Here is a 21796-nt window from a genome sequence, read left to right on the forward strand (position 1 = left end):
ATTCGATCGGACTGCAACGGCCTGCGCCCCTACCAGGTCAGTTCCTCGCCGTCGAAGTTCCAGAACCGCCCGGAAGCCTCATCCGTCATGCCGTTGGCGACCTTCAGCAGCCCCGCGGCGCTGTCTGCAGGTGTCACCGGTGCGGCCGAGCCGCCCATGTCGGTGGAGACCCAGCCCGGATGGGTGGCGATGACCCGGATGCCGCGCGGCCGCCATTCGTTCGCCATGCAGACCACGACCTGATTCACTGCGGCCTTGGAACTGCGATAGATGAAACGGTCGCTGACCGTGTTCAGGGACATGGATCCCATCCTGCTGGACACGACGACGATGGTCTTGTGATCGCTGGCCGCGACATTGTCGACCAGCGCCTCCGACACCCGATAGGGGGCATAGACGTTGACTTCCATGGTCTCCCGCCAGCCGTCGATGTCCATGTCGCCGATGGCCTGGCGATCGGGTCCGATGATGCCGGCATTGTTGAACAGGATGTCGATGGGCCGGTCGCCCAGTGCGGCCTTCAGGCTGTTGATGGCGTCCAGGTCAGTGACCTCCAGCGCCTGGGCTTCCGCACCCTTTGCCACCAGGTCGTCCAGGTCACCGATCCTGCGGGCGCAGGCGATGACGTTGGCGCCGCCTTCCAGACTCTGCAGCGCCAGCTGGCGACCGATGCCGCGTCCGGCACCCGTGATCAGGATTGTCTTGCTCATGTGCTGTTCCCTTCGGTCCTTCGGTCAGCCCGTGCCACCAGCCAGCGATAGACCGGCGTCAGCAGCACAGGCAAGGTGTACATCGGTGCCTGCCCGACCGCAAAGTACATGATCGTATCCGGTTCCGCCCGGTCAGCCAGCGTGACCAGTACCAGACCCATGTTGCAGTTGCCGCTCATCAGGCCGACGGCCAGCGCGATCCGGGGGCCAAGATGCCAGAACAGGGCCGCCCCCGCGACCTGCAGCACTATGTTGAAGGCGAAGGCCAGGGCCGTCGTGGCCAGCACGTGTCCCGGCATCTGCAGCGCCATCTCCGTGACGCCATCGAAGACACCGACGACGAAACAGGTCATGGCGAGCACCGCGGCACCATCCAGTTGCGGTCGCATGCCGATCAGCCTTTCCTGACCCAGCAGCCGTCGCATGGTCCATGCGAGTCCGAAGGCGACGGCCACCAGCAGCCCGAGCCGCATCATGAAGGTGCCGAGCGAGATTTCCAGCGCAAGGTCCAGCAGGTTCAGGGCCATGGGCGGCAGGATGAAGGGGGTCAGCCACATGGCGGCAACCGTGGTGACGATGACGATGGCCCCGTCGAGTCTCAGGAAGATGGCGATGGCGGCGGCGGAGACAATCGGCGGCGCGGCGGCCATCAGCACCATGCCGGCCAGCACGCCATCGGTCAGACCCAGGTGGCGCAGGATCAGCCAGGTCAGCACCGGGCTGACGACGATCATCCACAGGCACAGCAGGCCGATCAGTTTCCAGCGTCTGGCATATGCCCAGAGGTCGGCCCAGTCGATACGCATCAGTGCGATGACCAGAGGCAGGACGATGAAGGCGGCAAGCCAGGGACGCACCAGGGTGCTGAGCGGCGGAATGGCAAAGCCGATCACGACCGCAAGCGCCAGGAACCGGGTGGCATGACGTCCGATGAATGCCAGGGGGGACAGCAGGATGGAATGCATCCGTGCTCAGCCCGCGCACATGGCTTTGCATGACTCGATTGGCACGTGCCGATCCTCCCCGCTGAAATCGCGACCCCCTGAGAGGCAGCATCGTCTGGCGACTGGCCGTGCGCAAGCGCACTGCCTTGTTGCTGGCACTACTCTTTCTTGCCGTGCGATCTGCGCAGTGCGTCGCAGGGGTCCTTGTCATCCAGGCGGGGGGTGAAGATGATCGCGTCGAAAGCGCCGGGCGGGAAGTTGGTCATGTAGGCCGCCGGATCGTCGACGCCATCCACCACCTCGAACATCGCGATGGCGGCTGTCCGGGCGCGGCCATCCAGTGTCTGCAGATAACGCGGCACGCCCCGGTCCTTCCGGACATGACCGCTGCCCGCGATCAGCACCGCGCCGCTGCCCTCGGTACTGGCGACCATCGCCAGGGCCATGGCCGCGTCGCGCAGCCGCTGGATCTTCGCGATGCCCTGAAGCCCCTTGTCACCGGCCTTCATCATGCCGCAATGGCTGTCGACGAGTTCCTGGTCGAGCGCCGCACGATCCGCGTCCGACCAGGGTGTCTGCTCCAGCAGGTGAGCGACGGAGGCGGGTACCGCGTCCGCATTGCCGTTCATGGCCAGATCCATCAGGCGTGCTGCCGAGATATTGCCGGCAATCTGCGGCAATCCGAGTTCAAGCGCGACCTCTGCGATCGGCTGATACTGCGTCCAGGCGGGCCAGCCGGAGGAGCCCCAGTCAAGCGCCGGACCCATGCCCGCCGCCGTGGCCCCGTCGCGGCGCAGCCATGACTGGAGTTTCGCGTCCTGTTCCGCGGTGATCATCTCCCAGACGACCGTGGGACGTTCGGCAGGGGGCCGGTCCGCAGCCGCGAGGCGCAGCAGCCTTGCCTGCAGCACGTGATGATCCGGGTTGTTGTGCTTCTCTCCCAGCAGCACGAAATCCGCCTTCTGCACCAGGAACTTCAGGTCGCGTTCGGTGCCGATGGCCTTGCGGGCGTGGACCCATATCTTTCCAACCAGCTTGTGATCGGACAGCAGGCTGGTCCGCCAGCTCTCCGGGATCAGCCGGTCCGCGCTGGCCGGCGTGCCGAGACCTACCAGCGCGAGGGTAAGGAAGCACAGGATCGCCGGGAGAATGCGCATCAGTTCATCGTGCCCTTCATGTCGCCGAGACGGTCCAGCATGCCGCGCACCTGTGCCAGGTGCGGGTTGATCCTCAGCGCCGCCTCGAAGGCGAGGCGGGCGGACAGGGAATCACCATGCTGGAGGCATATCTGACCAAATCCGGAAAGGGCGCCGAAATGACGGGGCTCACGAAGCAGCGTTTGCTGGATGTCATTCAGGCTCTGTTCGTGACGGCCCGCGATGTAGTGCAGGGTGGCGCGCTTGTTCCATGCCTCGGCCCATTGCGGCTGGCGGGCACAGAGGTCATCCAGCAGCTTGCCCGCGCCCTCGTGGTCGCCGGACGCGATTGCCGTGATGGCGCGCTGCATCAGGTCCGCCGCTGCCGCGTCGCTGTGCTCGCACCAGACCGCCCAGATCAGGTCCTCGATCTCGAACGGCAGATTGGCGCTCTCCGGCGATGCGAGGTCGCGGAACAGGCTGTTCAGCCGCTTCGGGAGAGACGGATGCGGCTGCCTGTCAGGCAAACCGATCACCACCTCCAGGGTCCTGTGCAGCGCGGCCTCGATCATTCGGGGTCATCCTGCTGCACTTCATCCAGGCCCAGCGCGACGCCCGCACCGGCAAGCGACATGATGGCGAAGACCCCGATGGCTGCCGCGATGCCGAAGCTTTCCGCGACGACACCTATCGCCGCCGTCCCGAGCAGCAGGATGCCGATGATGGTGTTGGCCAGCGCTGTATAGGCGGCGCGATCCTCTTTCGGCGCCATGTCCACCAGATGCGTGGAACGGCCCAGCCGGACCCCCTGGTAGGCCAGTGTCAGCACGAACAGCAGCGGCGCCAGCCAGAAGCTGCCGTGCTGTCCGAGCAGCCCGGCCTGTTGCATCACCAGTGCCCCGGCGAGGGTTGCCGCCCCCAGCAGGCCGGACAGGGCCAGTACCTTGCGGCTCGAACGGTCGGAGAGCCGTCCCCAGACATAGCCGCCGAGAATGGAGGCAAGGGAGGCCGCGATGACGAACAGGCCCAGATCGGCCAGTCCGCTGCGCCCGCTCTCCCCCGCCATGGCCAGCAGATAGGGCGGGGCCAGCGCGGTTGCCACCAGCAGTCCCCGCGCCACGATGAACCGGCGCAGCTGCACCCGCTCCCCCAGCAGGCGCAATTGCCGGATGGCGACGGCGAACGGGTTGCCGCCGCCCTCCGTAGCGCCTGGTGCTTCCTGCAGTGTCGTGAACAGGGCACCCGCCAGCAGCCAGGCGCCGCCTGCGAACAGCAGCACGATGGCGATGGTGGTGATGGTCTGCTCCAGCAGGTGAAGGCTGAGCGCCAGCCCGAACAGCAGCACGGCACCGGAGGCGAGACTGCCCGCGGTGCCGGTGGCGGTGCCGCGCGTCGACTTGGACACCGTCTTGCCCAGCACATCCTTGTAGCTGACGGAGCAGGCGCTGCGCGCCGTCGCCATGACAGCCAGCAGGCCCACAATGGCCCAGCCGGCCGCCGCGCCCTGAAGCGTCAGGGCGACCAGCCCCATGCCGATGACGGCCAGACCCTGAATGATGCTGCCGGTCGACCAGACCCACTTGCGGACGGCAAGCGACCGGATTCCGCCGGAAATGAACAGTTGCGGCAACAGCGCCCCGGCTTCCCGCACCGGGACCAGAAAACCGATCAGCCCGGCGGGCGCGCCAAGGGCCGTCATCAGCCAGGCGAGCACGAGCTTCGGATCGACCAGCCCGTCGCCGACCTTTGTCAGCGACAGGCTGAGCACGTGCGTCATGAAATTGCGTGGCTGCTCATTGCAGGCGGAGTCGGGAATGTCACGGCAGACCCGGCCCTCGTCATCACCGGTCAGGATGCCATAGGCGCGCCTGACCGGTGTCAGCCTGTTGACGTCAATCGAGCTCAATGGTCGGCGATCTCGTCATCCTTGAACAGGAACTTGCGCAACTGGCCATCGAAGTCGGCGCTGTTGCGGCGCAGCCATTCCAGCACCATCGCCGCGTGCTCGATCTCCTCGCGCATGTTGTGCAGCAGGATCTCCTTCAGATCCTTGTCGTCGCAGTCGTCGGCGCGCTGGCGGTACCAGTCCACCGCTTCCAGTTCCTCCATCAGGGACGTGATCGCCTGGTGCATGTGGATGGTCTCGGTGCTCAGCCGCTCGCGCGGGGCATGAAGGTTGTCACTGGCCATGAAAGTCTCCTGTATCTCGCTGGTCGCGGGCAAACGTTGCCCGTCAATTGCGCTGCTTACTCTACGGCAAAGCCCCGGTCGGGGATCAGGCAGCGGCGTCGCACCTTCCGGTCCCGCACTTGCGGTTCGCGGCCCGCGGCGCATCATGGGGTCAGTTGGATGCTTTGAGCGGAGACACAAGGGCATGTTGCAGGGAAAGGTGGCGCTGGTGACCGGTTCCACGTCGGGGATCGGTCTGGGCTGCGCGGAGGCGCTGGCCGCTGCCGGAGCCATGGTGATGATGAACGGCAGTCGCGCCGCTGACGCCGCGGAGGACCTGCGCGCCGAAGTGGCCGCGCGCCATGGTGCCGACGTTCGCTATCTGGCGGCGGATGCCGCCAGCGGTGAAGCGGTCCGCAATCTGGTGGCGGCAACCGAGGCGGCTTTCGGCAAGGTGGACATTCTGGTCAACAATGCCGGAATCCAGCACGTGGCTCCCATCGAGGACTTTCCGCCGGACATGTGGGACAGGATCATGGCGATCAACCTGTCGGCAGTGTTCCACGGCACCGCGGCGGCGCTGCCGGGCATGAAGGCGCGACGCTGGGGGCGGGTGATCAACATCGCCTCCGCCCACAGTCTGGTGGCCAGCCCGTTCAAGTCGGCCTACGTCTCGGCGAAGCACGGTGTTCTGGGTTTCACGAAGACGGCGGCGCTGGAGGTCGCGCAGCACGGGATCACCGTGAACGCCATCTGTCCCGGCTATGTGCTGACACCGCTGGTGGAGAAGCAGATACCAGATACCGCCAGGGCGCGCGGCATCACGGAGGAAGAGGTGAAGCGCGACGTTCTGCTGGCCGCACAGCCGACGAAGGAATTCGCGACCGTGGAACAGATCGGGGCGCTGACCGTGTTCCTGTCATCGGATGCCGGGGCGGCCATCACGGGGACAGGCATGCCGATGGACGGCGGCTGGACCGCGCAGTAGGGCCGGGCCCTTCGGCGGTTCGGTCGGCGCGTCTCAGCCGGCAGAGACTTCCGTGTTGATCGCGACCAGATTGTTGCCGCCGTTCCTGCGGCGTGTCTTCTCGGCATACATGGCACTGTCCGCTTCCTGCATCACCCGGCGCAGTTCCGTGTCCGGGCCGTAGCAGTGGATGCCGATGGAGGCGGAGGTGTCGATCTTCTGGCCCATGTCGGTGGTGACGACCATTCCGTCGAGCATGCGCTGCAACCGGCGTGCGTTCTTCAGGCCGTTGCTCAGCGTGGTGCGCGACAGCACGACGACGAATTCGTCACCGCCGATGCGCGCCACCAGATCGTTCGACCGCACATTGTCGCTGAGGGCGGCAGCAACCTCGTACAGCACCTGGTCGCCTGCATGGTGGCCGTAGGCATCATTGACCTGCTTGAAGCCATCAAGGTCGATGAAGCAGATCACGCCTTCCTCGTTGTAGCGTTGCGCCGTGCCGAGCAGTGCCGTCATCGCCTCCTCGAAACCGCGGCGGTTGAGCATGCCGGTCAGCGCGTCGGTGCGCGTCAGTTCCTCCAGTGCCCTGATCTGCTGGCGCTGCTGGGCAAGCTGCTGTTCCGCGTTGGCGGCGAAGTCGAGCAGCCGCTCCAGCAGTTGCAGTCCGTCGCCGTTGAAATCCGGACTAGACTTGCCGTACCGACTGAGGACCTCGTCAGCAAGGCGACCGACGTAGGGCGCGCAGCTCAGGCTGGGAAGCGGATCGTTCAGCGTCGCAAGGCTCATGACCGGATACTCCTGATCTGATGTGCTCTCAATTCACGAGCCCATCAAAGCAACCGGCGTGCCAGAAAATTACATTCATAATATCAATAAGTTAGAAATTCTCCCGCGACCAACCGGCAAGATGTTCCGCGCACTTACAGGGGGGTAGGGCAAGGCTTGCCCTGGAAGAAAGCGTCCAGATTGTCGAGGCAGCAGTACCCCATCGCGTCACGGGTCTCGACGGTTGCGCTGCCCAGGTGCGGCATCAGGAACACGTTGTCCAAGGTGCGGTAGCGGGGATCCAGATTCGGTTCGTTGGCAAAGACGTCGAGACCGACCGCGAACAGCTTGCCTGACTGCAGGGCCGCGATCAGGTCGTCATCGTTGATGATGTCGCCGCGCGCCGTATTGACGATGATCGCGCCGTCCGGCATCTGCCCGATCAGGTCGGCGTTGACCATGCCACGGGTCTCATCGGTGCTGGGGCAGCTTATCGAGAGGAAGTCGGAGACGGCGAACAGCTCCGCGGCAGTGGCGTGATAGCGGGCACCGTTCTCCTCATCCTGCGGCAGGCGATTGCGGTTGTGATAGTGGACCTGCATGCCGAACCCGCGGGCAGCGGCGGCGACGGCCTGTCCGATCCCGCCCAGGCCCAGGATGCCGAGCCGGGCACCACTGACCTGCTTGCCCAGCAGCATGGTGGAGGTCCAGCTTGCCCATTTGCCCTCCCGCACCAGCGTCTGCCCCTCATGCCCCCGCCGCGCGGCACCCAGCAGGCACAGCATCGCGATTTCGGCCACGGCAGCGTCAAGCACCTTCGGCGTGTTGGTGATGGTCACCCCGTGCGCCCGAGCCGCCGCAAGATCGATATGTTCATGGCCGACGGAGTAGGTGGCGATGATGCGGATGCTGTCGGGCAGGGCGTCCAGCAGTGCAGGCGTGATCTTCTCCGAGCCGCAGATCATCATTGCGTCCATGCCCTGGGCCGCGCTGACCAGTTCCTCCGGCGACATGATCCGGTCCGTCGGGTTCAGGGTGGCGTCATAGTCTCGCCGGATTCTGGCTGTGACATTGTCCGGCATGTGACGCGTGACCAGCAGGCGGGGCTTCTTCTGCATCATGGGCTCCGTTCAGCTTGTGTTTGGCTTTTCCGCCTATAGGTTATGGACATCAATCAAAGGACGCGACCCCCTGATGACAATCTCCACCCGACTGCTGCTCCTGCTCACCCTTCTCGTGGCTGGCATGGCGGCTCCGAGCCTGACCCGAACCGCCGCGGCGCAGAATTTCATCCCGCATCGTGCGATCTATGATCTGGACGTGCTCGACCGGGAAAAGCCTGCAACCTTCTCTCAGGTTTCCGGACGGATGGTCTACGAGTTCGACGAGACCTGTGACGGGCTGATCTATTCCCATCGCATGCTGATGAACCTGGTGACCCAGCGGGGCGAGCGCGTGCAGTCGGAAGCGGTGGTGAGCTTCCTGGAAAGCAAGGACGGACACAGCCTGCGGTTCTCGGTGCGGGAGAGCTACAACGGTCGCATGTCCGCCCATCGCGAAGGCTCCGCGACCCGCAATGCGGTTGGTGAGATCGCCTCCGTCACCTACAGCCGCAATGATGGCGACGATGCCGACGAAGTGCCGGAAACCCTGCCGAAGGGCGCGCTGTTCCCGCTGGGGCACAGCATCGACATGGTGCGTGCGGCACAGGCTGGCCAGTTCGTCCACAATGCGAAGACCTTCGACGGCGACTCGATATCCTACGTCGATACCTTCATCGGCAAGGATCGCGGCAAGCATGAGGCCAGCATCCCCGACAGCATGAAGGACACATCCGCCTGGATGATGCGGGTGTCGTTCTACAAGCCCGATGCCATCGATTCCGCGCCCTATTACGAGAGCCAGATGCGCATGTACGCCAACGGCCTGTCCGGCAGCTTCACGCTGGAGACCGAAGACCTCTCGGCGATTGCCCGCCTAAGCGAGGTCGAACTGCGCGACGCGCCGGTCTGCGACTGAGCGACTGAGCTGTCTGATTACCCGGGCGACAGCGGCAGGATCATCAGCGGGATCATCCGGCCCGGTATGGAGCCGGAAGGCGCCACGCCGACCCGATGTGCACCTGCCTTGAGATAGAAGGCCTCGGCATTCGGATCAGCCTCGATATGCAGTTCGGACGCGCCCTGCATTCCGGCCTCTGTCATGGCCCAGTCGATCAGCCGCCGACCGGCTCCCATACCCTGGCAGGCCGGATCAACGAACATCAGCTGCAGATGCCACACGTCCCCTTCGCGGGAAACCTGCGCTGTTCCGATGAGCTTGCCGTCGGCTTCCAGAACGGCGAAGGGGCCTCTGGCCAGGATCTCCGGGGTGACCGTCAGTTCGGTGCGGCAGGCTTCCATGAAGGCCGCGTCGTAGCCGTTTGACGCTTTCGAGCGCATCACCAGGTCGGTCAGTGCGGCACATTCCTCCTGTCCTGCCAGCCGCAATTGCATGGTGGTCTTCTCCGGTATCTCAGTTGAGTCCCGCCCGGCGGCGGTAGCCCAGCGCCTCGGCGATGTGCGGGCGACCGATGCTGGCGCTGCTTTCAAGGTCGGCGATGGTACGTGCGACCCGCAGGACACGGGTATAGCCACGGGCGGAGAGCTTCAGCCGTTCGGCCGCGTCGGTCAGCAGGCTCTGGCCGCTGCTGTCGGGGGTGGCGATGGCGATCAGGGCCTGGCCATCCACCTCCGCATTGGTGATCGGTCCCAGATCCAGGCTCTCGTGTCGTGCCGCCTGCAGGTCGCGGGCGCGGGCAACCCGTGCGGCGATCTCGGCGGAGCCTTCGGCGGGGGGCGGAAGGGTCAGGTCTGCGGCGGACACGGCAGGCACGTCGATGGACAGGTCGATACGGTCCATCAGCGGCCCCGAGATCTTCGACTGGTAATCGATGGCGCAGCGCGGCGCGCGGGAGCAGGCGCGCTCCGGGTCATCCAGATGACCGCAGCGGCAGGGGTTCATGGCGGCGACGAGCTGTACCCGCGCCGGATAGGTGACATGGGCGTTGGCGCGGGCCACCACGGCCTCCGCCGTCTCCAGCGGCTGACGCAAGGCTTCCAGCGCGGGGCGGGGAAACTCGGGCAGTTCGTCGAGAAACAGCACGCCCCGGTGCGCCAGCGAGATCTCGCCCGGTCGCACCTTCAGCCCGCCACCGACAAGGGCAGGGGTGGAGGTGGAATGGTGCGGGTTGCGAAAGGGCCGGCGGCGGGACAGCCGCCCCTCCGTCAGTTCGCCTGCCAGACTGCGGATCATGGAGACTTCCAGCGCCTCTGCCGGTGACAGGGGCGGCAGCAGGCCGGGCAGGCGCGCGGCCAGCATCGACTTGCCGGATCCTGGCGGCCCCAGCATCAGCAGGTTGTGGCCCCCGGCAGCCGCGATCTCCAGCGCCCGCTTGGCACTCTCCTGCCCCTTCACATCACGCAGGTCGGCACCGATGGCATCCATGTCCACCGGTCCCGGCTCCGGCGCCGACAGCACCTGTGTGCCCTTGAAGTGATTGACGATGGCCAGCAGGTCGGGTGCCGCGATGATCTCCAGATCCCCGGCCCAAGCGGCCTCCCCGCCGCAGAGCGCGGGGCAGATCAGCCCCTGGTCCCGCTCCGCCGCCGCGACCCCGGCAGGCAATACACCGGCTACCGCCGCGATCTGACCGTCCAGCGCCAGTTCTCCCAGCGCGATGTGGCCCGCCATGTCCTCCGCGGGCAGCACACCGACGGCGGCCAGCAGCGCCAGCGCGATGGGCAGGTCGTAGTGGCTGCCTTCCTTCGGCAGGTCGGCGGGGGACAGGTTCACCGTGATCCGCTTCGGCGGTAGACCCAGGCCGATGGCGTCCAGCGCCGCCCGCACCCGCTCCCGGCTCTCCGCCACCGCCTTGTCGGGCAGGCCGACAATGGTGAAGGCAGGCATCTGCGCCGAGACCTGCACCTGCACGTCCACGATCTGCGCCCGGAAGCCCTGGAAGGCGACGGTTGAAATTCTTGCGACCATGCACGCAAGTTAGACCAGAGCCATTCTGGTGTCGCCCCTCAATAGGTGGCGCGGCCCCCCGAGATGTCGATGACCTGACCGGTGGTGAAGGAGCAGTCCGCCGACGACAGCCAGGCGATCAGGGCGGCGATCTCGGCCGGTTCGACGAAGCGGCCCATGGGGATCTTGGAGAGCATGTAGTTGATGTGCTCCTCCGACATCTGGTCGAAGATCGCCGTGCGGGCGGCGGCGGGGGTGACGCAGTTCACCATGATGTCGTGGTCGGCCATTTCCTTGCCCAGCGACTTGGTCAGCGCAATGACTCCGGCCTTGGAGGCGGAGTAGGCCGACGCGTTGGGGTTGCCCTCCTTGCCCGCGATGGAGGCGACATTGACGATGCGGCCATAGCCCGCCGCGCGCATCAGCGGGCTGACCGCGCGGCAGCAGAGCCAGACGCCGATCAGGTTGATCTCGATGATCTGGCGCCACTCATCGGGCGTGTAGTCCCAGACGGTGCGGTTGGCCCCGGCGATACCGGCATTGTTGACCTGGATGTCGATACCGCCAAGCGCACTGACGGTCTCCTTCACCGCCGCATCCACGGCGTCGGCATTCGTCACATCGACGCTGATGGCGGTGGCCCCGATCTCGCTGGCCGTCGCACTGGCAAGGTCCATGTCCCGGTCCCAGAGTGCCACCCTGGCGCCGGAGGCGATGAAACGCTCCGCCACCGCGCGTCCGATCCCCTGTGCGCCGCCGGTCACCACGGCCCTGCGGCCCGCCAGATCAATCGTGTTCATTGTATCTCCCCAAAGTCTGTATCGCGCTGTATCGCCTTGTTTTGCGCCAGATTGGAGCCGGAGCGTGCAAAAAGCCAGAGGCAGCACGCGGGGCCGTTGCGGTGCTTCCCCTGTGACGGTTGCCGCGTCCGGCCAAACTGGGTCTATGATTCCGCTGCCCGGTCGTAGACAATCCCGGAAGCTTTCGGGTGTGGCCGGTTGGGGCCGCCCGCACCGCCAGAATACTTGAGCCAGTTCCGGAGGGGGTCTGAACCATGTCTGATTTGCCGCGCGTCCCGTTGCTTGTGCCGGGTGCCACCAGTTCCGCCAGTGATGTCGTCGTCTCCGCACCCTGGGACGGGTCACCGATAGCCAATGTCGCCCGTTCGGACAGTGCGACGGTGGAAAAGGCCCTCAGCAACGCCTTCGAGCTCTATCGGGACCGCGACGCCTGGATCCCGATGCGGGAGCGGGTGCAGATCCTGACCCGTGCCATGGCAATCATGCGCGACCGTCGCGAGAGCATGGCTGTCGAGGCCGCGCGCGAAGGCGGCAAGCCGCTGGCCGATTCCCTGATCGAGGTCGATCGGGCCATCGATTCCGTGCACATCTGCATCGACGAACTGCGCAGCCGTGCGGGGGAGGTGATCCCCATGGGCATCACCGAAAGCTCCAAGAATCGCGTTGCCTTCACCCGGCAGGAACCGATTGGCGTGGTGGTCGCGGTCAGTGCCTTCAACCATCCGCTCAACCTCATCGCGCATCAGGTGGCCCCTGCGGTCGCGACCGGTTGTCCGGTGATCGTGAAACCGGCGGACAAGACCGCGCTGTCGTGCCTGCACTTCGTGCAGATCCTGCATGAGGCGGGATTGCCGAAAGCCTGGGCGCAGGCCGTGGTCACGGCGGATCGCAAGGATGCCACCGCGCTGGTGACCGATCCGCGCGTCGGGTTCTTCAGCTTCATCGGCTCGGCCAAGGTCGGCTGGGCCCTGCGGGCGCAGCTCGCCCCCGGCACCCGCTGCGCGCTGGAACATGGCGGCGCGGCCCCGGTGATCCTGACGGAAAGTGCCGATCTCGACCGCGCGGTGCCGTCACTGGCCAAGGGTGGCTTCTATCACGCCGGTCAGGTCTGCGTGTCGGTACAGCGGGTCTATGCCCATTCATCGGTCTGCCGCACCTTTGCCGACCGGCTGGCCGAGGCGGCGCAGAAGATGGTGGTGGGCGATCCTACGGACAAGGCGACCGAGGTCGGTCCGCTGATCACGCCGGGCGAGGTGGATCGTGTGCATGAATGGGTCGAGGAGGCCCGCGCCGGCGGTGGCGAGATCCTGTGCGGCGGCGAGAAGCTGTCGGACACGGCCTACAAGCCGACCGTGATCCTGAATCCGCCTGCGGACGCCAAGGTCTCCACCATGGAGATCTTCGGCCCCGTGGTCTGCGTCTTCAGCTACGACGACATGGACGAAGCCATCGCCAGGGCGAACTCCCTGCCGTTCTCGTTCCAGGCGGCGGTGTTCGGACAGGACATCGACCGCATCATGCGCGCCACCAGCCGTCTCGATGCGGCGGCGGTGATGGTGAATGACCACACCGCGTTCCGGGTGGACTGGATGCCCTTCGCGGGTCTGAAACTGTCGGGTCATGGGGTGGGCGGTGTGCCGCATTCCATGCACGAGATGTCCGTTCGCAAGATGACCGTGATCAATTCGCCCGAGATTCGGGACTGATCACGGCAGTCTGTCCGGTCAGTTCAACCGGCAGGTATCGGAAATTGAGGGGAGAATTCGAAAATGGCGACAACCGTCAAGCAGATGGTCGACCGGGCCATGAGCAAGGTCGAGACCATCAGTGTCGAGGATGCGAAGGCGCTGGTGGGCCGGGATGACGTGACCATCGTGGATATCCGCGATGTGCGTGAACTGTGGCGGGAGGGCAAGATTCCCGGTGCCTATCACGCGCCGCGCGGCATGCTGGAGTTCTGGGTCGACCCGGAAAGCCCCTATGCCAAGGACGTCTTCCAGTCGGGCAAGCGGATCGTCTTCTATTGCGCCGCAGGCTGGCGTTCCGCACTGGCGACGGAAGCCGCGATGGAACTGGGTCTGAAGAACACCTGCCACATCGATGGCGGTTTCGGCGACTGGAAGAAGGCCGGCTACGAGATCGAGGCTGTCGAGAAGAAGTGACCCGCTTTCCTGGGGAGGAAACACAATGGCTGAAACGACAGATCTGAGCGGGCGCGTGGCGCTGGTCACCGGCGCCGGGTCCGGCATTGGCCGCCAGGCGGCGGAGACCCTGGCCGGTGCCGGGGCCGCCGTGGCCTGCACCGACATCAACCTGGCCGGTGCCCAGGAAACCGCGGCCTCCATCGAGGCTGCGGGCGGGCGCGCCATCGCCATTGCCCATGACGTGGTGGAGGAAGACCAATGGGAGGCGGCGGTCAAGGCGACCGTCGATGCCCTGGGTGGCCTGCACATCATGGTCAACAATGCCGGGATCGAGCTGGTGAAGACCATCCCCGATATCTCGACCGCCGATTTCCGGCGCGTCATGGATATCAACGTGCTGGGTGTCTTTCTGGGCATCAAGACCTGCACTGATGCCATGACGGCGTCCGGTTCGGGCTCCATCATCAACCTGTCCTCGGTCGCTGGTCTGATCGGCGCGCCCCGGCAGGCGGCCTACTGCGCCTCCAAGGGCGCGGTGCGACTGATGACCAAGGCGACGGCGCTGGAACTGGCCGGGGCAGGGCACCCGATCCGGGTGAACTCCGTGCATCCGGGCATCATCGAGACGCCGATGCTGGAAGACCTGATGACCGGTGTGCCGGACGAACAGCGCAACCAGCGGCTGGCGCAGATGAAGGCACGGCACCCCATCGGTCGCCTGGGTCAGGCCACCGACATCGCCAATGCCATCCTGTTCCTCGCCTCCGACCTGTCATCCTTCATGACCGGCTCCGAAGTCGTCGTCGATGGTGGCATGACCGCGAACTGACGCGTTCGAACCGCCTGCTCGCACAGGAACCGCTCTCTTTCCCCTTGCGGGGGGAGGGGACGTTCGCTCCCGTGCAGGTTCGCCGATTGCGTCGCCCGCTCAGGCGGCGTCTCCCTTTCCGGCCTGTTGCACGTCAAAGATGGAGACGTAGCCCTTCGACCAGTCGGGCGGCATCAGGCAGGGGCGAGGGTCGAAGCGGGCCCACCTGGCCCGCTCACCCCGGACGATGGTGTTCGAAAGCGGCAGGTTGGCGACGATGCTGGGTTCCAGCGTCAGTGCGTCGGCCGCCGAATAGGTATGGAGCAGCAGTGGCCTGACCTGGCTGGAGCGGTTGGGTTCGGAGCCATGCACCATCCGGCAATTGTGGACGGTGACGGAGCCGCGCGGGCCCTTCAGCCAGACCACGTCGTCCACCGGCACGCGCCCGATGTCCTTCTCCGCGATGTAGCCGGTCCAGTTGCCGTCGGCGCCATAGAGGTCGAACAGTTCCGACTCGTGGCTCTTCGGGATCACCCCCATCGGCCCCATCTCGTCATCCACGTCCGACATGTAGAGACCGATGGTCAGCGGCGAGTAATTGGTGTGCGGCCAGAACTGGATGTCCTGGTGCCATTTCACCTCCTCGCCGCCCCCCGACCATTTGAAGTTCAGTTTCGAGTGGTGGTACTTCACATCCGGTCCCAGCAGGTCGGCAGCCAGATCGACGATGGGGCCGTCGAAGGCGAACTCGCGATAGACGGGATCATGCTCCGCAGGCTGGGACAGTCGGCGCAGACGCGGATTGTCGGCACTGTGGTCGGGTTCGATGTCGAACTTGCCGCTGGATTTCGTCACCTTGCGGCTTTCCGCGATGAAGCGGTCGGTCACTTCCCAGAGCCGGTCCATCCAGGCGTCCGACACGAAGTTTTCCAGCAGCAGATAGCCATTCTCCTCATAGAAGGCCTTCTGCTCCGGGGTGATGGTCTTGAGATCATGCGTCATGATCAGCTCTCCAGTTCGTCCATCAGCTTCGCATAGCGGTCCAGAACACCCTCCACCCGGTCCGGCGCGGAGGTCGGGACACCGATGACCGAACGGGCAATGCCCAGGTCGCGGTAGCGCTTCAACAGATCCTCGTTCACATCCACCTGCGCGAAGATCGAGAGTTCGATGGACGCCGGATCGCGTCCGGCCTCCTCCGCGCGGCGGTGCAGGTCGGCGATGGCGGCGGGCATGTCGTCCAGCAGCACATTGATCGGCATCCAGCCGTCACAATAGTTCACGACACGCTGCCTGCCGGTGCCGGTGGCCGAGCCGAGGATGATCGGCGGGTGCGGTCGCTGTACCGGCTTGGGGTAGGAGTAGCATTCGTCGATCTTCACGAACTCTCCGTCGTAGGACGATTTCTCCTCGGTCCAGAGCGCCTTCATCGCCTCCACCTTTTCCCGCAGCACCTTCCAGCGCCGCTCGAAGGGGATGCCGTGCTGCGCCATCTCCTCGGCGTTCCAGCCACCGCCGATGCCCAGCAGCACCCGACCGTTGGAGATCACGTCCAGGGTCGCGACTTCCTTGGCCAGCGTGATCGGGTCGCGCTGGATGACCAGCGAAATGCCGGTACCGAGCTTCAGGTTCTTCGTCACCGCAGCGGCGGCCCCCAGCGAAACGAAGGGGTCCATCATGCGGTAATAGGGTTTCGGCAGTTCGCCGCCGCCGGGAAAGGGGGAGAGGCGGGAGGTCGGAATATTGGTGTGTTCCGGAAACCAGACAGAGTCGTAGTTGCGTTCCTCCATCATCACCGCCAGGGCGTCGGGACGTATGGAATAGTCGGTATTGTAGCAGAATGCGCCGAGTTTCATGACGGTCAGGCCTCCCCACCTGTTGTATGCTGCTCCAATCGCAGCATGACCTTGCCGCCGGGGCAAGCCCGAGCTTTGGCGAGGCTCATGCGGCAATCGGCGCATCGTGCGCGGCATTCGCCTGTCCTATCTCCGCCCCATGAACACGGCATCTTATCAGGGACCTTCCCGCCGCGCGGTTGTCACATGGCTGTTCATCGTGGCCGCGCTGGTCTTCATCATGGTCGTCGTCGGCGGCATCACGCGGCTGACGGAGTCCGGCCTGTCCATGACCGACTGGCATCCTGTCACCGGCTGGCTGCCGCCGCTGAGCGACGCCGCCTGGCAGGTGGAGTTCGACAAGTACAAGGCATTCCCCGAGTACCAGAAGGTCAACCTCGGCATGACCCTGGACGAGTTCAAGACGATCTACGCCTGGGAGTTCAGCCATCGGCTGCTCGGGCGGATCATCGGTCTCGCCTTCTTCGTGCCGATGGCGTTCTTCATGCTCACCGGACGGATAAGGCGACGGGAGATTCCCTGGTTCCTGTTCCTGCTGGTGGCGGGTGGATCACAGGGTGCGCTTGGCTGGTTCATGGTGCAGAGCGGTCTGGTCGACCGGCCCGATGTCAGCCAGTACCGGCTGGCGGCACATCTGGCGCTCGCCTTCTCGATCTATGCCCTGCTGCTTTGGACCGCCTGGTCGCTGCGCGAGGAAGGGCGTGATCGCCAGGCCCTGAGCGGCATGCGGACACCGGCGATCATCCTCGCGGCGCTGGTCCTGCTGCAGATCGTCATCGGGGCCTTCGTCGCCGGCATCAATGCGGGCCACATCTACAATACCTGGCCGCTGATGGATGGCGCGCTGGTGCCGGATGGCCTGTTCGCCGGGGGGACGGGACTGGCCGCCCTGTTCGACGATCACCTGACCATCCAGTTCGTCCACCGCATTCTGGCCTATACCCTTCTCGGCGTTGCCATCTGGACCATGCTGCGCGGGCGCTGGGTCGGCGGGCGGGCAAAGTCCGCATCGATGGGGGTCATGCACGCCATCATCCTGCAGATCCTGCTGGGTATCGCCACGCTGGTGATGGTTGTGCCGGTCTGGCTCGGTGCGCTCCATCAGGCGACAGCCCTGCTGGTCTGGACAGCGGCACTCTGGCTCGTCCGGCTGGCCTGGACCGGTGCGCGGACACGCGTTGCGGGCTGACTCGCTTCCGGATATGTGCCTGAACGCAACAGGGCGACCCTGACGGGCCGCCCTGTGGTCGTGTTCCGATAGGTGGGGTCGGAGGATCAGCTGTCGGTGGCACCGGCGTTGTCACGCGACTCGAAGCAACCGGAGCGGGTCGCGTCTTCCTGGTTGCCGAGCGTGGCGCGGATCTGGGCGCGAACGGCCTTGCAGGCTTCCTCGCTGTCGAAGGTGCCGAAGTAGATATCGACGTTGCTCTTCAGTTCGCCTTCCCAGGTGCGGGCCTTGTACTGGATGCGGCGCGTGTCATAGGCGGTCAGCACGGAAGCCGGTGAGCTGGTCACGTCAATGGTGGCGATGGGGCTGCTGTCGGCCGGAACACTCATGCCGGCGGCAGCGGCGATCAGCAGATAGTACATTGTATGGTCTCCTAGGTGTTTGTTCGGGCCTCAGCAGGGTCCCGGTCTGACTTGGTCGGTTGTGGGTTGGTTACCGGCTGGCGACGATCTGCTTCGATTCGAAACAACCGGAGCGCTTGTCCTCTTCCAGACCCTTGTCTGAAAGCTCGGTGCGGATCTGGGCACGGACGGCCTTGCAGGCTTCCATGCTGTCGAAGGTGCCGAAGTAGACATCCACGTCGCTCTTCAGTTCGGCTTCCCAGTTGCGGGCCTTGTACTGGATCCGGCGGGTGTCATAGGCGGTGAGTTCCGAACTCGGTGCGGTGAACACGTCGACCTTGGAGATCGGTGCATTGTCGGCGGGGATGCTCAGTCCGGCAGCGGCGGCGATCAGCAGGTAGTACATGGTTTCAGCTCCTTCATTCGTCTGGCCGCATCGGGCGGCCCCTTCGTCTTTCGCCGGAACAGGAGCAGCATCCGTGCCAGACTCAGCGCAGAGGTGAGTTAAGAGGCGTGCCAGGACGGCGCGACCCCCCTCGTACTGCGCGAATTTCTCGACCGACGACCATCGTGAAAATCCATTAACCATCTGAATTAAAAAAGAAAAAAAGCGGGATTGTGGCTATGGTCACAATAATGCCACAGCAATGTCGCAACGCGAGAACCCCGCGCGGGAGTGCCGGGAGTCTCGCGGTGCCGGCACCGGGGGATGAGGTGCAATCTGTCATGCAAATGGATGTTCTTGCCGTGGGAGTCGCGATTTGCACCGCTGGCATGCGGCGATTGCTCTGTCTGGCATGTGCAAAACCTGCGCGATATAAACCGTGAGACCGAACACGAAGGAGAAGGCGCACATGACCGACGGCAAGGACAAGACCCTCGCGGACTGGGAGGCTGCGGCGGAAAAGGAACTGCGCGGCAAGTCGCTGGACGATCTGGTGTGGCAGACGCCCGAAGGCATCCCCGTGAAACCCCTCTATACGGAGGAGGACATATCGGGTCTGGACCATCTGGGCAGCCTGCCCGGCATGGACCCCTACGTCCGGGGTGTGCGCGCCACCATGTATGCGAACCGGCCCTGGACCATCCGCCAGTATGCGGGTTTCTCGACGGCGGAAGAGTCCAATGCCTTCTATCGCCGCAACCTCGCGGCGGGACAGCAGGGCCTGTCCGTGGCCTTCGATCTCGCGACGCACCGTGGCTATGACAGTGACCACCCGCGCGTCATGGGCGACGTGGGCAAGGCCGGGGTGGCCATCGACTCGGTCGAGGACATGAAGATCCTGTTCCGCGACATCCCGCTGGACAAGGTTTCGGTCTCCATGACCATGAACGGCGCGGTGCTGCCGACTCTGGCGGGCTACATCGTGGCGGCGGAGGAACAGGGCGTCGGGCCGGAGAAGCTCTCCGGTACCATCCAGAATGACATCCTGAAGGAATTCATGGTCCGCAACACTTACATCTATCCGCCGGAGCCCTCCATGCGGATCGTGGCGGACATCATCGACTACACCGCCAACCACATGCCCAAGTTCAACTCGATCTCGATCTCCGGCTATCACATGCAGGAAGCCGGGGCGACGCAGGTGCAGGAACTGGCCTTCACCCTGGCGGACGGGCTGGAATATGTGCGCACCGCCGTTGACCGGGGGCTGGACATCGACAGGTTCGCCCCGCGGCTCAGCTTCTTCTTCTGCATCGGCATGAACTTCTTCATGGAGGTGGCGAAGCTGCGCGCGGCCCGGTTGCTGTGGCACCGCATCGTCAGCCAGTTCGACCCGAAGGATGCGCGCTCCACCATGCTGCGCACCCATTGCCAGACCTCCGGCGTCAGCCTGACGGAGCAGGATCCCTACAACAACGTCATCCGCACCACGGTGGAGGCCATGGCGGCGGTGCTGGGGGGGACCCAGAGCCTGCACACCAACGCGCTGGACGAGGCGATTGCCCTGCCCACCGACTTCTCCGCCCGCATCGCCCGCAATACCCAGCTTGTGCTGCAGGAAGAGACCGGAATCCCGAACGTGATCGATCCGCTGGGCGGTTCCTATTACGTCGAGGCGCTGACTGCGAAGCTGGCGGAGGACGCCTGGGCGCTGATCCAGCAGGTCGAGGAGCAGGGCGGCATGACCAAGGCGGTGGCCGAGGGGATGCCGAAACTGATGATCGAGGAGGCGGCGACCCGTCGCCAGGCGCGCGTCGACCGGGGCGAGGACGTGATTGTCGGCGTCAACAAGTACAAGCCATCGACGGATACAGCGCCCGAGGTGCTGGACATCGACACCACCAAGGTGCGCGACGGGCAGATCGCCCTGCTGAAGAGCATCCGGGAGTCCCGTGATCAGGCCGCCTGCGACGCGGCGCTGAAGGCACTGACCGAAGGCGCGCGCGGCGACGGCAACCTGCTGGCCCTGTGTGTCGATGCGGCCCGCGCCCGGGCCACGGTGGGGGAGATGTCGGACGCGATGGAGGAAGTCTTCGGGCGTCACCGCGCCGAGATCCGCTCCGTCAGCGGTGTCTATGCCAAGGCCTATGAAGGTGACGAGGGCTTCGCGAAGATCCAGTCGGATATCGATGACTTCGTCACTGCCGAGGGCCGTCGCCCCCGCATGCTGGTGGTCAAGATGGGCCAGGACGGGCACGACCGTGGGGCCAAGGTGATCGCGACGGCCTTCGCCGACATCGGTTTCGATGTGGATGTCGGACCCCTGTTCCAGACCCCGGAAGAAGTCGCACGCGACGCGGTGGAGAACGACGTGCACGTCATCGGCGTCTCCTCCCTCGCCGCCGGGCACAAGGCCCTCGTCCCGGCCCTGATGCAGGCGCTGAAGGAGCAGGATGCGGAGGATATCCTGGTCATCTGCGGCGGTGTCATCCCGTCCGGTGACTATGACTGGCTGAAGCAGGCTGGCGTTTCCGGCATCTACGGTCCGGGCACGCACATCCCCGCCGCCGCGGCCGAGATCCTGGAACTGGTGGCGAAGTCGCGGCGCGACGCGGCAGCCTGACGCCTTCTCGGCCAGACTTGTGCAAGCTGGGGCGGGTCGCTATGCAGGTGGCCCGCCGCCCCCATCACGTCCGGACCCGTTGAATGTATCCTGAACCCCGTCAAGTCGGCCTGGTCAACTGGATCGGCCTCTGGACCCTCTATGCCAAGGAAGTGCAGCGCTTCATGAAGGTGGCGGGGCAGACCGTGCTCGCGCCCATCGTCACTACCCTGCTGTTCCTGGCGATCTTCACGCTGGCCCTGGGGGAGGGGCGGGCGCCGGTTGGCGGTGTCGCGTTCGAGGTCTTTCTGGCACCGGGACTGGTCATGATGGCCGTGACCCAGAACGCCTTCGCCAACAGTTCCTCCGCGCTGCTGATCGCGAAGATCCAGGGCAATATCGTCGATATCCTGATGCCGCCGCTCAGCGCGGCAGAGCTGCTCGTCGCCTTTGTCGGGGCTTCGGTCACGCGGGGACTTGCAGTCGCGATAGCGGTCACGGCGGCGATGACACCCTTCGTCGATCTGCCGTTCTGGTCGATTGGCTGGGGCCTGCTGTTCGTGGTGCTGGCCTCCGTCATGATGGGGCTGATCGGTATCCTGACGGGCCTCTGGGCCGACAAGTTCGATCACATGGCCTTCATCACCAATTTCGTCATCACGCCACTTGCGTTTCTCTCGGGCACGTTCTATTCGATCGACCGCCTGCCTGAATTCGCGCAAGGAATAGCGTTCGTGAACCCCTTCTTCTATGCCATCGATGGTTTTCGCCATGCCCTCACCGGGCAGGGTGACGTTTCGCTGGTGCTCGGGGGCACGGTGCTGGCCGTCATTGACGTGATTCTGGCCATCTGGGTTCTGGTCCTGTTCCGACGAGGGTACAACCTCAAGGCTTGACCGTGGGGTGACTGCCCCATAAAACCTCCCCCTT

The 21796-nt window shown here is 65.0% G+C and carries 23 protein-coding genes; 8 read left to right on the top strand and 15 right to left on the bottom strand.

What is annotated here, in order from left to right:
- Positions 1-29: 29 nt before the first annotated feature.
- The 6 genes from QGV54_RS02780 to QGV54_RS02805 all read right to left on the bottom strand — a co-directional run bounded on the left by QGV54_RS02780 (position 30) and on the right by QGV54_RS02805 (position 4980).
- Positions 30-710 carry an SDR family oxidoreductase gene (locus QGV54_RS02780; protein WP_281018391.1) on the bottom strand — a complete coding sequence of 227 codons (681 nt, stop codon included), beginning with the start codon at positions 708-710 and terminating at the stop codon, positions 30-32.
- Complete coding sequence (locus tag QGV54_RS02785) at positions 707-1675, bottom strand: hypothetical protein (RefSeq protein ID WP_281018390.1); 969 nt, start codon at positions 1673-1675, stop codon at positions 707-709. Before QGV54_RS02785 ends, QGV54_RS02780 begins: the two co-directional genes overlap by 4 nt.
- Positions 1676-1812: 137 nt before the next feature.
- Positions 1813-2811 (bottom strand): ChaN family lipoprotein, encoded by a 999-nt coding sequence (locus QGV54_RS02790; protein ID WP_281020055.1) that lies wholly within the window; start codon positions 2809-2811, stop codon positions 1813-1815.
- Positions 2811-3362, bottom strand: coding sequence for a tetratricopeptide repeat protein (locus QGV54_RS02795; protein ID WP_281018388.1), 552 nt, complete (start codon positions 3360-3362; stop codon positions 2811-2813). Before QGV54_RS02795 ends, QGV54_RS02790 begins: the two co-directional genes overlap by 1 nt.
- Positions 3359-4696: an MFS transporter gene (locus QGV54_RS02800; RefSeq protein WP_281018387.1), complete on the bottom strand. Its 1338-nt coding sequence runs from the start codon at positions 4694-4696 to the stop codon at positions 3359-3361. Before QGV54_RS02800 ends, QGV54_RS02795 begins: the two co-directional genes overlap by 4 nt.
- Positions 4693-4980, bottom strand: coding sequence for a hypothetical protein (locus QGV54_RS02805; protein ID WP_281018386.1), 288 nt, complete (start codon positions 4978-4980; stop codon positions 4693-4695). Before QGV54_RS02805 ends, QGV54_RS02800 begins: the two co-directional genes overlap by 4 nt.
- A gap of 184 nt (positions 4981-5164) precedes the next feature.
- On the opposite strand from QGV54_RS02805, the gene QGV54_RS02810 reads away from it, so the two are divergent.
- Entirely contained in the window at positions 5165-5947 is a 783-nt protein-coding gene (locus QGV54_RS02810; protein WP_281018385.1) for a 3-hydroxybutyrate dehydrogenase, read from the top strand.
- Between the two features lie 33 nt (positions 5948-5980).
- On the opposite strand, the gene QGV54_RS02815 is transcribed toward QGV54_RS02810, so the two are convergent.
- Positions 5981-6715, bottom strand: a complete 735-nt coding sequence (locus QGV54_RS02815) for a GGDEF domain-containing protein (RefSeq protein ID WP_281018384.1) — start codon at positions 6713-6715, stop codon at positions 5981-5983.
- 134 nt (positions 6716-6849) lie between these two features.
- Positions 6850-7812 (bottom strand): D-glycerate dehydrogenase, encoded by a 963-nt coding sequence (locus tag QGV54_RS02820; protein ID WP_281018383.1) that lies wholly within the window; start codon positions 7810-7812, stop codon positions 6850-6852.
- A gap of 76 nt (positions 7813-7888) precedes the next feature.
- Here QGV54_RS02820 and QGV54_RS02825 point away from each other — a divergent pair, with 76 nt between their 5' ends.
- A complete protein-coding gene (locus QGV54_RS02825) occupies positions 7889-8713 on the top strand; it encodes a DUF1849 family protein (RefSeq protein WP_281018382.1) in 825 nt (274 codons plus the stop codon).
- A gap of 17 nt (positions 8714-8730) precedes the next feature.
- Here the strand turns inward: QGV54_RS02825 and QGV54_RS02830 are convergent, their stop codons facing one another.
- The 3 genes from QGV54_RS02830 to QGV54_RS02840 are packed head-to-tail and all read right to left on the bottom strand — an operon-like array spanning position 8731 to position 11502.
- Positions 8731-9189, bottom strand: a complete 459-nt coding sequence (locus tag QGV54_RS02830) for a GNAT family N-acetyltransferase (protein ID WP_281018381.1) — start codon at positions 9187-9189, stop codon at positions 8731-8733.
- Between the two features lie 19 nt (positions 9190-9208).
- The gene (locus tag QGV54_RS02835; protein WP_281018380.1) at positions 9209-10723 is read right to left on the bottom strand and encodes a YifB family Mg chelatase-like AAA ATPase; all 1515 of its coding nucleotides are present in this window, start codon (positions 10721-10723) and stop codon (positions 9209-9211) included.
- A 38-nt stretch (positions 10724-10761) separates the two neighbouring features.
- Positions 10762-11502 carry an SDR family NAD(P)-dependent oxidoreductase gene (locus QGV54_RS02840; RefSeq protein ID WP_281018379.1) on the bottom strand — a complete coding sequence of 247 codons (741 nt, stop codon included), beginning with the start codon at positions 11500-11502 and terminating at the stop codon, positions 10762-10764.
- Between the two features lie 254 nt (positions 11503-11756).
- Between QGV54_RS02840 and QGV54_RS02845 the strand changes: the two genes are divergently transcribed.
- The 3 genes from QGV54_RS02845 to QGV54_RS02855 all read left to right on the top strand — a co-directional run bounded on the left by QGV54_RS02845 (position 11757) and on the right by QGV54_RS02855 (position 14475).
- Positions 11757-13208, top strand: coding sequence for an aldehyde dehydrogenase family protein (locus tag QGV54_RS02845; protein ID WP_281020056.1), 1452 nt, complete (start codon positions 11757-11759; stop codon positions 13206-13208).
- 63 nt (positions 13209-13271) lie between these two features.
- Entirely contained in the window at positions 13272-13664 is a 393-nt protein-coding gene (locus QGV54_RS02850; RefSeq protein WP_281018377.1) for a rhodanese-like domain-containing protein, read from the top strand.
- A gap of 25 nt (positions 13665-13689) precedes the next feature.
- The gene (locus tag QGV54_RS02855) at positions 13690-14475 is read left to right on the top strand and encodes an SDR family oxidoreductase (RefSeq protein WP_281018376.1); all 786 of its coding nucleotides are present in this window, start codon (positions 13690-13692) and stop codon (positions 14473-14475) included.
- A gap of 99 nt (positions 14476-14574) precedes the next feature.
- Here the strand turns inward: QGV54_RS02855 and QGV54_RS02860 are convergent, their stop codons facing one another.
- Complete coding sequence (locus tag QGV54_RS02860; protein ID WP_281020057.1) at positions 14575-15456, bottom strand: phytanoyl-CoA dioxygenase family protein; 882 nt, start codon at positions 15454-15456, stop codon at positions 14575-14577.
- 2 nt (positions 15457-15458) lie between these two features.
- On the bottom strand, positions 15459-16310 hold the full coding sequence (locus QGV54_RS02865; RefSeq protein ID WP_281018374.1) for an LLM class F420-dependent oxidoreductase: 852 nt from the start codon (positions 16308-16310) through the stop codon (positions 15459-15461).
- A gap of 106 nt (positions 16311-16416) precedes the next feature.
- Here QGV54_RS02865 and QGV54_RS02870 point away from each other — a divergent pair, with 106 nt between their 5' ends.
- Positions 16417-17499 carry a COX15/CtaA family protein gene (locus tag QGV54_RS02870; RefSeq protein WP_281018373.1) on the top strand — a complete coding sequence of 361 codons (1083 nt, stop codon included), beginning with the start codon at positions 16417-16419 and terminating at the stop codon, positions 17497-17499.
- Positions 17500-17585: 86 nt separating this feature from the next.
- On the opposite strand, the gene QGV54_RS02875 is transcribed toward QGV54_RS02870, so the two are convergent.
- Both QGV54_RS02875 and QGV54_RS02880 read right to left on the bottom strand, forming a co-directional pair.
- Complete coding sequence (locus tag QGV54_RS02875) at positions 17586-17900, bottom strand: hypothetical protein (RefSeq protein ID WP_281018372.1); 315 nt, start codon at positions 17898-17900, stop codon at positions 17586-17588.
- Between the two features lie 70 nt (positions 17901-17970).
- Entirely contained in the window at positions 17971-18285 is a 315-nt protein-coding gene (locus QGV54_RS02880) for a hypothetical protein (protein ID WP_281018370.1), read from the bottom strand.
- Between the two features lie 448 nt (positions 18286-18733).
- On the opposite strand from QGV54_RS02880, the gene scpA reads away from it, so the two are divergent.
- Complete coding sequence (gene scpA, locus QGV54_RS02885) at positions 18734-20887, top strand: methylmalonyl-CoA mutase (protein WP_281018369.1); 2154 nt, start codon at positions 18734-18736, stop codon at positions 20885-20887.
- Between the two features lie 83 nt (positions 20888-20970).
- Positions 20971-21762 carry an ABC transporter permease gene (locus QGV54_RS02890; protein WP_281018368.1) on the top strand — a complete coding sequence of 264 codons (792 nt, stop codon included), beginning with the start codon at positions 20971-20973 and terminating at the stop codon, positions 21760-21762.
- Positions 21763-21796: the final 34 nt, after the last annotated feature.

The sequence above is a fragment of the Minwuia sp. IMCC3060 genome, assembly GCF_029909435.1.
In the GTDB taxonomy this organism is placed as follows: domain Bacteria; phylum Pseudomonadota; class Alphaproteobacteria; order Minwuiales; family Minwuiaceae; genus Minwuia.

Bases quoted from the DNA above. Each gene is read 5' to 3' on its own strand.
- QGV54_RS02890 (WP_281018368.1), top strand. From the start codon at position 20,971: ATGTATCCTGAACCCCGTCAAGTCGGCCTGGTCAACTGGATCGGCCTC.
- scpA (WP_281018369.1), top strand. From the start codon at position 18,734: ATGACCGACGGCAAGGACAAGACCCTCGCGGACTGGGAGGCTGCGGCG.
- QGV54_RS02855 (WP_281018376.1), top strand. From the start codon at position 13,690: ATGGCTGAAACGACAGATCTGAGCGGGCGCGTGGCGCTGGTCACCGGC.
- QGV54_RS02850 (WP_281018377.1), top strand. From the start codon at position 13,272: ATGGCGACAACCGTCAAGCAGATGGTCGACCGGGCCATGAGCAAGGTC.
- QGV54_RS02810 (WP_281018385.1), top strand. From the start codon at position 5,165: ATGTTGCAGGGAAAGGTGGCGCTGGTGACCGGTTCCACGTCGGGGATC.
- QGV54_RS02830 (WP_281018381.1), bottom strand. From the start codon at position 9,189: ATGCAATTGCGGCTGGCAGGACAGGAGGAATGTGCCGCACTGACCGAC.
- QGV54_RS02785 (WP_281018390.1), bottom strand. From the start codon at position 1,675: ATGCATTCCATCCTGCTGTCCCCCCTGGCATTCATCGGACGTCATGCC.
- QGV54_RS02820 (WP_281018383.1), bottom strand. From the start codon at position 7,812: ATGCAGAAGAAGCCCCGCCTGCTGGTCACGCGTCACATGCCGGACAAT.
- QGV54_RS02790 (WP_281020055.1), bottom strand. From the start codon at position 2,811: ATGCGCATTCTCCCGGCGATCCTGTGCTTCCTTACCCTCGCGCTGGTA.
- QGV54_RS02835 (WP_281018380.1), bottom strand. From the start codon at position 10,723: ATGGTCGCAAGAATTTCAACCGTCGCCTTCCAGGGCTTCCGGGCGCAG.
- QGV54_RS02805 (WP_281018386.1), bottom strand. From the start codon at position 4,980: ATGGCCAGTGACAACCTTCATGCCCCGCGCGAGCGGCTGAGCACCGAG.
- QGV54_RS02865 (WP_281018374.1), bottom strand. From the start codon at position 16,310: ATGAAACTCGGCGCATTCTGCTACAATACCGACTATTCCATACGTCCC.
- QGV54_RS02825 (WP_281018382.1), top strand. From the start codon at position 7,889: ATGACAATCTCCACCCGACTGCTGCTCCTGCTCACCCTTCTCGTGGCT.
- QGV54_RS02860 (WP_281020057.1), bottom strand. From the start codon at position 15,456: ATGACGCATGATCTCAAGACCATCACCCCGGAGCAGAAGGCCTTCTAT.
- QGV54_RS02795 (WP_281018388.1), bottom strand. From the start codon at position 3,362: ATGATCGAGGCCGCGCTGCACAGGACCCTGGAGGTGGTGATCGGTTTG.
- QGV54_RS02815 (WP_281018384.1), bottom strand. From the start codon at position 6,715: ATGAGCCTTGCGACGCTGAACGATCCGCTTCCCAGCCTGAGCTGCGCG.
- QGV54_RS02880 (WP_281018370.1), bottom strand. From the start codon at position 18,285: ATGTACTACCTGCTGATCGCCGCCGCTGCCGGACTGAGCATCCCCGCC.
- QGV54_RS02875 (WP_281018372.1), bottom strand. From the start codon at position 17,900: ATGTACTATCTGCTGATCGCCGCTGCCGCCGGCATGAGTGTTCCGGCC.
- QGV54_RS02845 (WP_281020056.1), top strand. From the start codon at position 11,757: ATGTCTGATTTGCCGCGCGTCCCGTTGCTTGTGCCGGGTGCCACCAGT.
- QGV54_RS02840 (WP_281018379.1), bottom strand. From the start codon at position 11,502: ATGAACACGATTGATCTGGCGGGCCGCAGGGCCGTGGTGACCGGCGGC.
- QGV54_RS02780 (WP_281018391.1), bottom strand. From the start codon at position 710: ATGAGCAAGACAATCCTGATCACGGGTGCCGGACGCGGCATCGGTCGC.